This is a genomic window from Pseudomonas sp. 20-5, from assembly GCF_056782835.1.
The window spans coordinates 283,200-296,972 of the sequence record NZ_CM165584.1 but is presented as its reverse complement, the minus strand read 5'-3'; the positions used below and the strand labels follow the sequence as shown (position 1 = coordinate 296,972).

Annotated in this window: 10 protein-coding genes and 1 pseudogene; 10 read left to right on the top strand and 1 reads right to left on the bottom strand. The window is 64.2% G+C overall.

Going from position 1 to position 13,773, the window contains the following annotated elements:
- The first annotated feature begins 170 nt into the window (after positions 1-170).
- The 7 genes and pseudogenes from vgrG2b to AC1RB9_RS01325 all read left to right on the top strand — a co-directional run bounded on the left by vgrG2b (position 171) and on the right by AC1RB9_RS01325 (position 10,701).
- Complete coding sequence (vgrG2b, locus tag AC1RB9_RS01355; protein ID WP_270922066.1) at positions 171-3,230, top strand: type VI secretion system spike protein VgrG2b; 3,060 nt, start codon at positions 171-173, stop codon at positions 3,228-3,230.
- A 3-nt stretch (positions 3,231-3,233) separates the two neighbouring features.
- On the top strand, positions 3,234-3,731 hold the full coding sequence (gene tli3, locus AC1RB9_RS01350; protein ID WP_003107070.1) for a type VI lipase immunity protein Tli3: 498 nt from the start codon (positions 3,234-3,236) through the stop codon (positions 3,729-3,731).
- On the top strand, positions 3,728-5,878 hold the full coding sequence (gene tle3, locus AC1RB9_RS01345) for a type VI lipase effector Tle3 (RefSeq protein ID WP_003158516.1): 2,151 nt from the start codon (positions 3,728-3,730) through the stop codon (positions 5,876-5,878). The genes tli3 and tle3 overlap by 4 nt, the downstream gene beginning before the upstream one ends.
- Positions 5,878-7,470 carry a type VI lipase adapter protein Tla3 gene (tla3, locus tag AC1RB9_RS01340; protein ID WP_277610319.1) on the top strand — a complete coding sequence of 531 codons (1,593 nt, stop codon included), beginning with the start codon at positions 5,878-5,880 and terminating at the stop codon, positions 7,468-7,470. The genes tle3 and tla3 overlap by 1 nt, the downstream gene beginning before the upstream one ends.
- Before the next feature lie 41 nt (positions 7,471-7,511).
- Positions 7,512-8,656, top strand: a pseudogene (locus AC1RB9_RS01335) (IS3 family transposase); the annotation flags it as partial.
- Positions 8,657-8,918: 262 nt separating this feature from the next.
- Entirely contained in the window at positions 8,919-9,851 is a 933-nt protein-coding gene (locus AC1RB9_RS01330) for a hypothetical protein (RefSeq protein ID WP_003106171.1), read from the top strand.
- Between the two features lie 163 nt (positions 9,852-10,014).
- Positions 10,015-10,701 carry a YoaK family protein gene (locus AC1RB9_RS01325; RefSeq protein ID WP_003106170.1) on the top strand — a complete coding sequence of 229 codons (687 nt, stop codon included), beginning with the start codon at positions 10,015-10,017 and terminating at the stop codon, positions 10,699-10,701.
- A gap of 19 nt (positions 10,702-10,720) precedes the next feature.
- Here the strand turns inward: AC1RB9_RS01325 and AC1RB9_RS01320 are convergent, their stop codons facing one another.
- A complete protein-coding gene (locus AC1RB9_RS01320; RefSeq protein WP_003118121.1) occupies positions 10,721-11,143 on the bottom strand; it encodes a hypothetical protein in 423 nt (140 codons plus the stop codon).
- Between the two features lie 196 nt (positions 11,144-11,339).
- On the opposite strand from AC1RB9_RS01320, the gene hudA reads away from it, so the two are divergent.
- The 3 genes from hudA to AC1RB9_RS01305 all read left to right on the top strand — a co-directional run bounded on the left by hudA (position 11,340) and on the right by AC1RB9_RS01305 (position 13,726).
- Entirely contained in the window at positions 11,340-12,830 is a 1,491-nt protein-coding gene (gene hudA, locus AC1RB9_RS01315) for a UbiD family decarboxylase HudA (protein ID WP_003459121.1), read from the top strand.
- 40 nt (positions 12,831-12,870) lie between these two features.
- Positions 12,871-13,347 carry a MarR family winged helix-turn-helix transcriptional regulator gene (locus tag AC1RB9_RS01310; RefSeq protein ID WP_017148901.1) on the top strand — a complete coding sequence of 159 codons (477 nt, stop codon included), beginning with the start codon at positions 12,871-12,873 and terminating at the stop codon, positions 13,345-13,347.
- A 91-nt stretch (positions 13,348-13,438) separates the two neighbouring features.
- Positions 13,439-13,726 carry a hypothetical protein gene (locus AC1RB9_RS01305; RefSeq protein ID WP_003123838.1) on the top strand — a complete coding sequence of 96 codons (288 nt, stop codon included), beginning with the start codon at positions 13,439-13,441 and terminating at the stop codon, positions 13,724-13,726.
- Positions 13,727-13,773: the final 47 nt, after the last annotated feature.

Genomic DNA, 13,773 nt, shown 5'->3' with positions numbered 1-13,773 from the left:
CACCGGTCGTACACCTGTACGGCCGGTTCTCCGTCGAGCCGAAAATGTCCGCTACTTCGCGAAATAGACACCGAGCCAAGACTTTCGGCAGCGGCTGAGCAAGAGTAACGTGGGGCTCGCTTCTCCAACGGATGGGGGAGGAACCGCCCGCCAGGAACAAGGAACGATCCATGCGTCAAAGGGACCTGAAATTCACCTTCGTCGTCGGCGAAGGGAAACTCGCGTTCGATGTCGTCGAGTTCGAACTGGAAGAAGCGCTCTGCGAGCCTTTCCGCCTGAACCTGAAGCTGGCCAGCGACAAGAACGCCATCGATTTCAGGCAGGTACTCGACCAGCCGGGCACCTTCACCCTCTGGCAGGACGGCCGTCCGGCCCGCTACGTCCATGGCATCGTCAGCCACTTCACCCAGGGCAGCTCGGGTTTTCGCCGGACCCGCTACGAACTGCTGCTGGAACCGCAGTTGGCGCGCCTGGAGCTGTGCTGCAACTGGCGGATATTCCAGGAGAAGAGTGTTCCGGAGATTCTCCAGGCGCTGCTCAAGGAGCACCGGGTGCTCGACTACGAACAGCGTATCTACCACGAGCACCTGCCACGCGAATACTGCGTGCAGGCCGGCGACAGCGATCACTACCTGCACGACCGGCTGGCCTTCGAGGAAGGCCTGGTCTACTACTTCCGCTTCGACGAACACCGCCACACCCTGGTCTGCAGCGACCGGCTCTACGTCCAGGAGCGTATCGTCGGCGGCCCGGTACTGTTCAGCGCCCAGCCGGAGGGCGACAACCCGCAGCCGGTGCTTCATTCTTTCCGCTACAGCGAAAATGTTCGTACGGCTCGACAGACCCAGCGGGACTACAGCTTCAAGCGCCCGACCTACGACCAGGAGCATCATCTCGCTGGCGAGGCGCTCGAGCATCAGGACTCGTCTTACGAGCGCTACGACTACCCCGGTCGCTACAAGCGGAGCGGCGCGGGCCGGCCTTTCAGCGAAAGCCGCCTCAGAGGACATCGGCGCGATGCACGGGTGGCATCGGTCAGCGGCGACGACCCGAGGCTGATCCCGGGCCACGCCTTTGCCCTGGAAGGTCATCCGCGTGCCGACTTCAACGCCTGGTGGCGGCCGGTGCGGGTGGTCCATCGCGGCACCCAGTATGCCGGCCAGGAGGAAGAGTCCGCCGACGCCCCTCTGGGGGTGAGCTACGACCTGCGCGCCGAACTGGTGCCCGAGGACGTCGAATGGCGTCCCGCACCGCTGCCTCGGCCGCGTATCGATGGTCCGCAGATCGCGACGGTAGTCGGCCCGGCAGGGGAAGAGATCCATTGCGACGAGTGGGGACGGGTGAAAGTCCAGTTCCCCTGGGATCGCGAGGGACGTCACGATGAATTCAGTACCTGCTGGATACGGGTCGCGCAGAACTGGGCAGGTGCCGACTGGGGGCACATGGCGATCCCGCGGATTGGCCAGGAGGTGATCGTCGATTACCTGGACGGCGACTGCGACCAGCCGATCGTCACCGGGCGCACCTACCGGGCGACCAACCGACCGCCCTACGCGCTGCCCGACCACAAGATCCTCAGCACCATCAAGAGCAAGGAGTACAAGGGCAGTAGGGCCAACGAGCTGCGCATCGACGACACCACGGCGCAGATCAGTGCGGCGCTGATGAGCGACCACGGTGCCAGCGCGCTGCACCTGGGCTACCTGACCCATCCTCGGCCCGAAGGCGGCAAGCCGCGCGGCGAGGGCTTCGAACTGCGCACCGACGAACATGGCGCGGTGCGTGCGGCCAAGGGGCTGCTGCTGAGCACCGAGGAGCAGCTCAGGGCCGGCGCCGGCCATCTCGACCGAGGCGTCGTGGTGCAGGTGCTGGAGGCCGCGCTGGAGCTGGCCCGCGAGCTGGGCGACTACGCCGGGGAGCACCAGGGCGTGGGGCACGACGCGGCGCCGCAGCAAACCCTCCAGGAAGCCGTGCGCGACCTCGGCCACGGCGCCAACGACGAGTCCGGCAAGAGCAACGGAGGCAAGCCGGCGATCGCCTTGAGCGGTCCGGCAGGGATCGCCGCGGCGACGCCGGCGAGCCTGACCCTGGCCGCCGGCGAGCACGTCGACAGCGTGGCCCGGCAGAACCAGCAGGTGACCGCCGGGCAGAAGGTGGTGATCAACGCCGGCAGCGACATCGGCCTGTTCGCCCAGGGCGGCGAGCTGCGCCAGATCACCCACCAGGGGCCGATGCTGCTGCAGGCGCAGAAGAACGACATCCGCCTGGAAGCCGAGCAGAGCGTGGAGGTCAGCGCCAGCCAGCAGCACGTGCTGGTCACCGCGAAGGAGCACATCACCCTGATGTGCGGCGGCGCCTACCTGACCCTCAAGGGCGGCAACATCGAGCTGGGCATGCCCGGCAACTTCGTGGTCAAGGCGGCGAAGCACAGTCATGTCGGCGCGGCCAGCCTGGAAGCCGAGCTGCCGCAGTTCGAGGTGGGCGAGACGCAGCGGCGGTTCGTCCTCAAGCAACTGGACGGGCAGACGGCCATGCCCAACGTGCCCTATACCATCACCATGGCCAACGGCGAGGTCATCGAGGGCGTCACCGACGCCGAAGGCGCTACCCAGCTACTGCAGAAGGATGCGATGAACATCGCCAAGGTCGATATGAAACACACGAAATCGCCCGCCTCCGCAGTTGCCGGGATAGCAGCGGCGGTTGGCGCGGCGGTTGCAGTCGGCAAGCTCCTGAGTGGCCCCGACGCCGAGGCCGGACGTGCTCTCAGCGAAGGGGAAATCAGCCTGGCGAAAGGCGTATTCGGCGATTCCATCGACTATTCCACGGTCCGCCTGCGCGACGAGGACTATGTCCCCTGGCAGGGCAAGGACTACGTGATGGCGCCGAACGGCCACATCTACTTCGGCGAGGAGTTGCGCGGCGTGGCGGACTGGAGCCTGGAGAGCCTGCAGCGCCAGGGTCTGTTCATTCACGAAATGACCCATGTCTGGCAGCACCAGCATGGCGTCAACGTCCTTCTGGTGGGGGCCTACCAGCAAGCCAGGCAGTTTCTCCTAGGCGACCAGTACGCCTACCGGTTGGAGCCGGGAAAGACGTTGAAGGACTACAACATCGAACAGCAGGGAGACATCGTTCGAGATTATTTCTTCGAGAAGAACGAGTTCGGGGAAGCCTCTGCGAACAGCAGGTTCGCTGGCGTACTGAAAAACTTCCCAACGGGATACTGACCAATGAAATGCAAGACCTTGCTCATTGCCTGCCTGTTCGGCCTGGGAAGCGCCCAGGCCCTGGCCGTTTCCAAACTGCCACCGCAGATCCCGGTACACGCCGGCTCCGGGCGCGTGACACTGGATCTACGCCCCTTGCTGGCGGAAACCAACGACGTCGAGATCACCCGTGTTTCGGTATGTCGGCGGGTCGGCAGCCATTGCCAGGAAACGCTGTGGCGGATCGAGCTCCCGCCCGGGTGGCGTGCCGGGGAGATCGAGGTCTTCGGCGACTATCCCGGCTCCAGCGTGCTCCTGCGCCGGCCGGAGCGCTTGCAGCCAGATGGGAGCTACAACGCATTCGTTCATTTCAACGAGCGTAGCCGTCGGCACCGGCAAACGGTTTCCAGCATTGCCGTCGAATTCTGCCTGGCCGGCGAACCTGGCAACTGGATGCTGCTCGACGAAGCGACCTGCCTGGCACGACGCAACGCCGAGGAGCGGCAAGGAGAGAAGCCATGAACGATAGGGTTCGGTCGAGGACGATCGTCTCTGCCCAGTCCATCACCTTGCCCAAGGGCGGCGACGTGCACCTGGTGCCGCCTCCGCCCAAGCCTTGCGTGACCATCGTGGTGCATGGCGTCAACGATCTCGCGGGTTGCTACGAACGGATCGAGCGAGGGCTCTGCCAGGGGCTCAACGAACGCCTGGACATGCCGCCGACCTTGCCCGGCGGGCAGGCCAATCCCGGCTACCTGACGCCGGCGGGCTACAGCCTGCCGGCGGACGACGAAGGCAAGGCGGAGAACCCCGACGCCGTCTACTACCGGCGCAAGTTCGCCAGTGGCGCCGGCGGGGCCGCCGTACGCAGCGTAATCGTACCTTTCTACTGGGGCTTCCGCGAGGAAGAGCAATACATCAACAAGACCGCGGCCCACGGCGAATGGCTGGACCGCAACGGCAACCGGCTGGACAAGTCCGGCACCAAGGAAGGCGGGCAGTTCGTCAATGCCACCACCAACCTGCCGGACATGTGGGGCCAGGGTTTCAACGGCAAGCTGTTCGGTTTCATCTCGCTGGACTGGTTCGGCGGCACCATGACCCATCCGCTGTTTTCGGCGGCAGGGCGCAAGTACATGGTCCTTGCGGCCATGCGCCTGGCCATGTTGATCAAGATCATCCGCAAGCGTTACCCGGACGACACCATCAATGTCGTCGGGCACAGCCAGGGCACCCTGTTGACCCTGCTGGCACATGCCTTCCTCAAGGATGACGGCGTGGCGCCGGCGGACGGGGTGATCATGCTCAACTCACCCTACGGCCTGTTTGAACCCCTCAACGAGAAGCTCCAGGGCTGGAGCAGCCAGCAGACCAGAGAGGCGCGGCTGGCCACGCTCAAAGGTATCCTCGAGTTCATCTGCGGCCGGCGCCATCCGGTCCCCGCGCTGAGCAGCGTCGCGTTGCGCAACTGCCAAGGCTACGGCGCGATAGGCGGCCCCGGCTGGGTGGGTGGCCAGGGCTGCCAGACGACCATCGACGGGGAACGGCTCAGCTTCGATGAGCGCGACAATCGCGGCAGTGTCTACCTGTATTTCACGCCCCAGGACCAGACGGTGGGACTTGCCAACGTCCAGGGTATCGGCTGGCGCGGCATTGCTGAGCAGGTCAAGGGGCTCCCGGGAAGGACCGGGCTGCCGCAGGGTTTTCACCAGCGCATCTTCACCGTACGCAAGCGCAATGGCGAGAAGGAAAAGATCGGCGGGCACGCCCCTCCCCATGTCTATCCTCTTCTGCTGGCCGGCGAGAAGACCTGGGAAGACACCGGGCTGGGCGGCAAGGACAGATTCGGCCGGGCGAACTTCGACCAGGGCGACAGCGTGCTGCTGACCGCGCCGCGTCTGCCGTTGCCGACGGAAGCGCGATTCGATTTCGACGGAGCCGTCACGGCGCCGGGAGAGAACTCCGCCAGCGGCGTCTATCAGGTGCGCGATACCCTCGATCCGATCGACGCCGCCATCGGCGTAAGCAACGGCGGCTGGAAGGAAAAGGACAGCGGGCACGCCGTCGCGCAACAGGTGGACGCCGCGCTGGCGTACCGCTACGGGCGCGACGCGCGCAGCGTGGAGAGGGCGTTGAACGAAGGCAAGGAATTGGCCCAGCAGACCCATGTGTTTTCCGCTCGTGAACTGGGCACCGGCATGGTTCTGGTCACCCGCGCGGAAACTCCCTACGAGGCCCGGCTGCGCCTGCAGACGGCGGAGGGCCATCTGGAGCCCTTGTCGTTCCACTCGGCCATACCCAACAACCCGGAGCATAACCGGCGGGTACTGGCCTATGACCTGGCCATCGGGGCCGGGGACAGCGTGGATGATGTGGTTTTCTATCAGTATCTGTGTCGGGTGGCGGATTGGCGGTTGGATTGGAAGGCTAAGGACAAGGGGCTAAATGGCCAAGCAAATGACGAAATACATATTCCGAGCGAAGAGGTGCAAGCCTTGTATCACGCGGAAGAGCCTAAAAATAGCGAGCTAATAGACGCCACTGTAGTCTACCGCAAGAGTGGCAAACTCCCTGTGGCAGTAGGAGACAGCCTGCCTTCCTTGGTGGCGACACAAACCATCGAAGACCGCTATTACAGCCGGCCGGTGCGTTTTGGAGGAGCGAGCTGATGCGTTTGACGTTCTCAACACTCTCTCTCGTCGGTTTGCTTTTGAGCAGTTCTGCTGGGTATGCCGCCGAGTCACTTTTGTCTTCGATGCGTTGTTTCGTTAATCCAGCGACGTCCGTTACCGCTTACACCCCGGCCAAGGAGGCCGCCATGTCCGCTGATGCTTATCACGCTCCGAAAACTTCGCCGCGCCTGGAAACCCTGGATGTGCTCAGCATAGGCATGAGCCTGGATGTGTTTCGCCAGGGTCAGGTATGGAAGGCCTTGCAGGAGCAGAATGCTGTACAGGCCGAGGCCTTGCATGTCGGCAGCATCCTGCCGATGGACCCGAAGAAGTATCCGACGTCTGCGGATGACAAGGATATGGCGTATGAAAAGCGCCAAGCGGACGCCCTGGAACTGGGGCTGAAAAACTTTCTGGAGAAATGGCCGATACCAACGGTGACGGTGGTGCGTAGTTGGGATCCGAGCACTCCTAACCTACGCTTCACTCCGGAGGAGACGCGGGAAAGCCTGTCAGTAAAAGTCAATGATCTCCGTGTTCCGGCTGGACTGCATTGGCATCGGATTGCCAATTTGCAGGATGGCATTATCTGTAACGATACGCCTGAAGGAGTACTGGAGGCGTTGTTCAGTTTGTTCGAACGCAACCCAGACTTGCCAGCAGTGTTGGTGTACGCCAACGAAGGCTTCAATATGGCCGGTTCCTTATCGAGTCGGGATGTACCTTTAAAATCATTAGGGGGAGGTTCTGGCCCACGTGTACCGGGGACCTTGACAGACACCATGGTCGCCCTGATCGTCGGCCGCCCCGAGCGGGTCGACTGGCTACGCCAGTTCGCCCCCTACACCAAGGTCAACGAAAACCGGATCGACCCCGAGTTCCGTGGCTGGGGCTGGCGCAAGCCGCCGGTGGAGTTCCGCCCCACGCCGTTCATTCCCCAGCCCTGGACCGAGCGGGCTCTGGAGCAGTGGGATGCGTTGCCGGTGCTGGCCAGGCTGCATCGGCCGGTGAGTGTGCCGCTGACCCGCCCGGATACCGGCGAACGGCTCAAGCGCGAAGCTCTCACCGCACAACTGGCCGCTGCCTGGAAGACGGCCAGTGCCGGGCTCAGGCCGGCGCCCGCCCGGCTGTTCTACGACGGCGGGTTGAACGCCACGCCGCTGGCCGAACTCACCCCGGCGCTGGGCGCCGCGCAGAGTTCGCTGGACTTGCTGGACTCGCGGGAAAGCTACGACCTGACCCAGCGCCTGGGCGACACCGGCGCGGCCTCGCCCTTCGTTGGCATCGCCCTGGCGACCATGGCCAGCTACCTCAACGGCGACAGCAGCATGGTGATGCCGTTGCGGCGCAAGGACCAGGCGACCCTGATCGGCATCAGCTCGCCGACGCCGGGGAAGAAGCCCGTTCACGACCCGTTCGGCGTCGACCTGCTGCCGCAGACCGCCAGCGGCGACGGTCCGCCGCCATCGGCCGACCCGGTGGCGCCCGCCAGTCGGCTCACGACCCGGTTGCCGCCCGGCGAAGACTATGCCCTGGAAGAGTTCCTGAGCAGCCTCAAACCCAGCACCGACTGGCAGGACGATTTGTAGGTCGATGGTGTCCCGCGCCAGATGGAGTTTTCGTCAGATGACAAGGACCGGTGACCTACAAGCAGGCCCAGGTGCGGTATGGCATCCAGGGCCGGTCGACGGTTCTGGTATGGTTGCGCAAGCATGGTCGGCAGGATTGGAGCCAAAGGGCGTCGATTCGGGCCGAGAGGAGTTGCGCGATGTCTGACCCCAAAACGCTCACTCCAGAGCAGCGGATCAAAGAGCTTGAGCAGCAGCTTGAGTTGATGAGCCAGAAGGCTCAGTTCTTCGAGACCGTCGTCGATGTCCTGAAAAATGATTACGGTGTATCGGTCGTAAAAAAGCGATCCGGCAAGTCCTCTCGCAAGGTCAAGTCGCAGGACTGAGCATTGCCAGGGCTTGTCAGTTTCTTGGCATGAGCCGACAGGCTTACTACAAGCGCAATCGAGCTGCTGATAGCAAAGCACGCCAGGCAGATCGGGTTGTCGAATTTGTTCAACAAATCCGGATACGTCAGCCACGACTAGGCACACGAAAGCTGCACTATCTGCTGCATTGCCAGCCTGATAGGCGGCTCCAAATTGGCCGAGACCGACTATTTCAGGTCCTGGGAAAGCGCCGTTTGCTGGTGTTGCCCAAGCGGGCGTATCACAAGACAACACAAAGCTTTCACCGCTTCTACCGCCATCCGAACCTACCCAAGTCAGGCCCGAACCAGGTTGTCCCGTCAGGACCGGAGCACGTTTGGGCGGCGGACATTACTTACCTGCCAGCCAGTAGCGGCCCGCTGTACCTAAGCCTGGTAACGGATGCGTATTCCAGAAAAATTGTTGGCCACCATGTGCATGAAAGCCTGCATGCCAAGTCAGTTGCACAAGCCTTTAGGCAGGCCTTACGCAAACGGCAGCGTCGCCAGTCACTGGTCCACCACTCGGATCGCGGTATTCAATATTTCTCGGCGCTGTATCAGTCACTGCATGCACGGAATGGCGTCCAGTGCTCGATGACTGACGGATATGACTGCTACCAGAACGCGCTAGCTGAGCGCATCTACGGGATCCTCAAAACAGAGCTGCTGCTGAGTAGCCCTGAAAATCTGGAGCAGGCAAGGAAGATGGTTGCTGAAGCCGTGCAGATCTACAACACAGAGCGGCCTCACATGGCCCTGAAAAACAAAACGCCCGATGCGGTGCATCGGGCGTTTTGAGGCCTATCGGCCTACCTGAGCAGGTGTAAACCTATTTCAGGACTAGACAAGACCTGCCTCACCGCCACCCGCTCCGCCGAGCAGCGCCTGTCCCTCGCCGCGAGACCAGAGCAACCGATCCTGTCCGGCCGGGAATGGCACCCAAGGCCGGGGCCAGATGAAGGGTCGATCGGCGGATAGTTCCTCGGGGCTGGCCGTTTCACGTCTATAGTTCTGCATGCTCGGATGCCGTTCCTACCAGGACTCCCACAGGAGCAACAGGATGCGCTCATGGCATGGCGTAGTCACGAAAATCGCCAAGCAAGGCAAGGGCGCCGTGGTCAAGAATCGACTCGGCCCGGAAGAGCTTCTGGTGCCCTTCACAGTGAGTACGCTCGTCGAGGTCGACCTGGACGCAAGGATCTACGGAACGGATGTGGACGACACGCCCTGGGCGGAGGGCGACGAACGAAAGGAGGTGCTGGTCGGTACCGAAGTAGAACTGCTGACCGATACGGATACCTTTCCTACCCATGCGTCCCAGGTGCTCAGCGCCAATTTCCGTTTCGCCCTCGACATCGTCAAGGGAGGGCTCAGCGGCCCGGTCAGGAAAGGGGCGGTCCTGGTCATCTACCACGACTTCCAGCAGGAGATCCGGAGAGGCGACTCCGGCAGCGCCTTCGCGGAGGCGGTCGTCGCCTATGCGCGGAACAAGCTCTACAAGCCGGCCTTCGCGATCAAGGCAGATACCAACTACGCCCAGTTGGTTCGGGATCTAGGCAAGGTTGCCGCGGAGAGCGGCGAACAGTACTTCATCGATACGATCCTCATCGCCACCCACGGCACGGCTGGCCAACTCTGGCTGGGCAACCCCCACGGCGAGAGCACCGCGGACGTCATGGCCCGGCGTGTCCAGGGCAAGCAGTTCGTCGAGCCCCAGGCCTTTGGTGCGACCCTTCTCGAACTGTTCGGCAAGGAACTGGCCATCGCCCTCTACGGGTGCGACTTCGCCGGGGACGAGGACGGAGAAGCGGCGGCCCTCGAGCTGCGCATCGCCGCCAACGCGAGAGCGGTCTACGCCGGCAAGGGCACGGTGTATCTCAATGCCAGCAAAGAGGGTCGTTCCACGGTGACCTGCAGCAAGGCGATGGTGGTCTACCGGACCGACAAGATCGAGGTACTGGGTGGAAACCAGGTACCGGTATTCGATATCTGAGGCCCCGCCCCGCACTGTCATTGCCGATTGACCAGGATCTTCGGCCCCAGACGCTCCGCCTCGCCCCTGGCCTTTTCCCTGGGGAGAGCCTTAAGATCGGGAGTCCGCACTGGGGCGGACCTTCTCTTCCTGCGGGTGGTTTCTCCGGATGCTTCCAGACAGCATGGTGGGTAGCAGCGCGCGGCGCCTTCGTTTGCGGCGGACGCGCGGGCGTGTCGGGCTCGGCCTGGTGGCCGGGCTGTCGGTACTGGCAGGCATGACCGACGCCATCGGTTTCCTCGCCACCGGCGACTTCGTTTCCTTCATGAGCGGCAACACCACGCGCCTGGCGGTATCGCTGGGCGAGGGCGACTTCGGCGGGCTGGTGCGGCTGAGCGTCGCCCTGGCCAGTTTCGTCGTCGGCAACGCGCTGGGAGTGATACTGGCGCGCTTCAGCGGGCGCCGGGCGGCGCCGATCCTGGTCTGCTGCGCGATGCTGCTGGCGTTGTCGGCGGTCTGGCCATTCGACTGGAACGTGCCGGCGCTGGTCGCCGCCATCCTCGCCATGGGCATGCTCAACGCCGTGGTCGAGCAGGTCAACGGCCTGCCCATCGGCCTGACCTACGTCACCGGCGCCCTCTCCCGCTTCGGCCGCGGCCTCGGCCGCTGGCTGCTAGGCGAGCGGCGCAACGGCTGGCGGGTGCAACTGGTGCCCTGGAGCGGCATGTGCGTCGGCGCGGTGCTCGGCGCCCTACTGGAACAGCAACTGGGCCTCGCGGCGATGGCGGCGAGCGCAGCGCTGGCGGCTCTTCTCGCGTTGCTGGCACTGGTGATTCCGCGGCCATGGCAGATGGACTATATGGTGCGTTGAGCGGCCGGGAGCTGTCCCATCAAGATTTCAGAAAATCGTTCAGGTAAGCCTGGGAAAGCAGATCCCGGGCGATGGCGCAGGTCATTTGCCCTTCGAATGTACATTTCTCATGAACGAAATGAGCCTGGCGCCAGATTCGCTCATAGGCTTTCATTCGCTTCCGCGACACCAGCTCGCGCATGACCATGTAGCTTTTCACGCACCGATAAAAACGCTCTGCGGCCTGGTCGATCTCGTCCTTGTGCGTCTGGTAACCCCATATCACCGGCAGATTGGGAAACCCGTAGGCGTAGTCCACCAGATCGGCCTTCCACGCCAATATCGCTTTCTGACGCTCTTGCCGGCGCCACGAAAACAATGCTGCCCACGCCACCAGAAGGGTGAGTACGCCGGTGACAGCCGTGATCGCATCCATAATGCCCGCTGTATCGCACGCTTCCATGTTTCCTCCACGACGGCGCTCGCCGATCCTGTGCCGCGACTGCGCAAGGAAGCTTGCCAGGGCTTCCAACCAGCCATATATCTTGCCTAGGTGGCGACCTTCCGGCCAGCCCGCGAACCGACCGGGCTCCGCTTGCCTAAAGAACGCATCAGCACATAAGATGCATGCACACGCACTTATATGGAGTGGCGAGCCGATGAACCGCAGCGCCCTGGATTTCCGCCACTTCGTCGACCACCTGCGTCGCCAGGGTGACCTGGTGGACGTGCACACCGAGGTCGACGCCAACCTGGAGATCGGCGCCATCACCCGCCGGGTCTACGAACGCCGCGCACCCGCCCCGCTGTTCCACAACATCCGCGACAGCCTGCCCGACGCGCGGGTACTGGGCGCGCCGGCCGGCCTGCGCGCCGACAGGGCCCGCGCCCATTCGCGCCTGGCGCTGCATTTCGGCCTGCCGGAACACAGCGGGCCGCGGGACATCGTGGCCATGCTGCGCGCCGCGATGCGCGCGGAACCGATCGCGCCGCGCCGGCTGGAGCGCGGGCCGGTGCAGGAAAACGTCTGGCTCGGCGAGCAGGTGGACCTGACCCGCTTCCCGGTCCCCTTGCTCCATGAGCAGGACGGCGGGCGCTATTTCGGCACCTACGGTTTCCACGTGGTACAGACGCCGGACGGCAGTTGGGACAGCTGGTCGGTGGGCCGGCTGATGCTGGTGGACCGCAACACCCTGGCGGGTCCGACCATTCCCACCCAGCACATCGGCATCATCCGCGAGCAGTGGCGCCGCCAGGGCAAGCCAACGCCCTGGGCGATGGCCCTCGGCGCACCGCCGGCGGCACTCGCGGCGGCCGGCATGCCGTTGCCGGAGGGGGTCAGCGAAGCCGGCTACGTAGGCGCCCTGGTCGGCGAGCCGGTGGAGGTGGTGCGCACGCAGACCAACGGCCTGTGGGTTCCGGCCAATGCCGAGATCGTCCTGGAGGGCGAGATCAGCCTCGACGAAACCGCGCTGGAAGGCCCGATGGGCGAATACCACGGCTATTCCTTCCCCACCGGCAAGCCGCAGCCGCTGTTCCACGTCCATGCGCTGAGCTTCCGCGACCAGCCGATCCTGCCGATCTGCGTCGCCGGCACGCCACCGGAGGAAAACCACACCATCTGGGGCACCATGATTTCCGCGCAACTGCTGGACGTGGCGCAGAACGCCGGACTGCCGGTGGACATGGTCTGGTGCTCCTACGAGGCGGCGACCTGCTGGGCCGTGCTGTCGATCGACGTACAGCGCCTGGCGGCCCTGGGCACCGACGCCGCGGCCTTCGCCGCACGGGTCGCCGAGACCGTCTTCGGCTCGCATGCCGGACACCTGGTGCCGAAGCTGATCCTGGTCGGCAACGACATCGACGTCACCGAGATCGACCAGGTGGTATGGGCGCTGGCGACCCGCGCGCATCCGCTGCACGACCATTTCGCCTTCCCGAAGATCCGTGACTTCCCGATGGTTCCCTACCTCGATGCCGAGGACAAGGCACGAGGCAGCGGCGGTCGGCTGGTGATCAACTGCCTGTACCCGGAACAGTTCGCCGGGCAAATGCGTGCCGCTACGGCGTCGTTCCGCCACGCCTATCCGACGGCGCTGCGCAGGCGAGTCGAAGAACGCTGGAGCGACTACGGATTCGGCGACGCCTGAGCGCTACAATCCCCGCCCTGGCGAAAGAGGATCGAGGAAGGTGACCGGGCCAATGACCGAGACGAACGCACTGGGGCTGCCCCAAGGCCCGCTGTACCTGATGACGGAGATCGTCCGCCAGCGCGAACGGCAACTCACCGCCCTGCTTGCCCCTCTCGAACTGGGGCTGCATGAATGGCGTGCGTTGCGGATCATCCACGCCTTCGACGGTGACGTGCCGATGAGCGTGCTCATCGAGCACTCACAGACCGACCGCACTGCGCTGGGCCGGACCATCGAACGGCTGGTGCGGCGCGGCTGGGTCAGCCGCCTGCCGGATCCGGACGACGGGCGCGCCGTGCTGGTGCGCCGCAGCCCCGCGGCACAGGCGGTGTTCGAGCAGGCCCTGGCACAGGTCGCAGGGCTCGACGAAAGGCTGCTGGCGGGTCTCGGCGCCGGCCCGGAAGAAGAGGCGCTGACCCTCGTCCTGGGCAAGTTGCTGCGGGCCTTCGACGGGCTTTCCCGCGTGAGGCAATAGCCTTTCGAGGGCATCTCCGGGTTTGCGAAGCAACTCTCATCCCGGTCATGGACTGTCCATCCGGCCCCCTATTTGCTGGCCGATTGATAGCATGGGCGGCCTTCGCAAGCCCATTCGACCCGCAATGCCACGACACCCGCACACCACCCTGCTCCTCTGCCTTTGCCTGACCCTGCCCGGTTGCGAGAGCGGCCGCAGCTACAGCCTTTCCGAAGGCGCGCCTGTCACAGGCATCCGCATCCAGCGCGACGACCGCTCGCCGTTGCAGCGCCTGCGGGACTGCGAACGCCAGGGTTGCAGCGAGCGGCAGAAGATCGACCCGTTCACCCCCGATCCTGACTACCTGCGCGCGGAAGGCCACTTCCCGCTGCCCTGGTAAGCTTCCCTCTTCGCCCGTTCCCGACGGGCTTTTTTCCGTTCCCGACA

Bases quoted from the DNA above. Each gene is read 5' to 3' on its own strand.
- vgrG2b (WP_270922066.1), top strand. From the start codon at position 171: ATGCGTCAAAGGGACCTGAAATTCACCTTCGTCGTCGGCGAAGGGAAA.
- tli3 (WP_003107070.1), top strand. From the start codon at position 3,234: ATGAAATGCAAGACCTTGCTCATTGCCTGCCTGTTCGGCCTGGGAAGC.
- tle3 (WP_003158516.1), top strand. From the start codon at position 3,728: ATGAACGATAGGGTTCGGTCGAGGACGATCGTCTCTGCCCAGTCCATC.
- tla3 (WP_277610319.1), top strand. From the start codon at position 5,878: ATGCGTTTGACGTTCTCAACACTCTCTCTCGTCGGTTTGCTTTTGAGC.
- AC1RB9_RS01330 (WP_003106171.1), top strand. From the start codon at position 8,919: ATGCGCTCATGGCATGGCGTAGTCACGAAAATCGCCAAGCAAGGCAAG.
- AC1RB9_RS01325 (WP_003106170.1), top strand. From the start codon at position 10,015: ATGGTGGGTAGCAGCGCGCGGCGCCTTCGTTTGCGGCGGACGCGCGGG.
- AC1RB9_RS01320 (WP_003118121.1), bottom strand. From the start codon at position 11,143: ATGGAAGCGTGCGATACAGCGGGCATTATGGATGCGATCACGGCTGTC.
- hudA (WP_003459121.1), top strand. From the start codon at position 11,340: ATGAACCGCAGCGCCCTGGATTTCCGCCACTTCGTCGACCACCTGCGT.
- AC1RB9_RS01305 (WP_003123838.1), top strand. From the start codon at position 13,439: ATGGGCGGCCTTCGCAAGCCCATTCGACCCGCAATGCCACGACACCCG.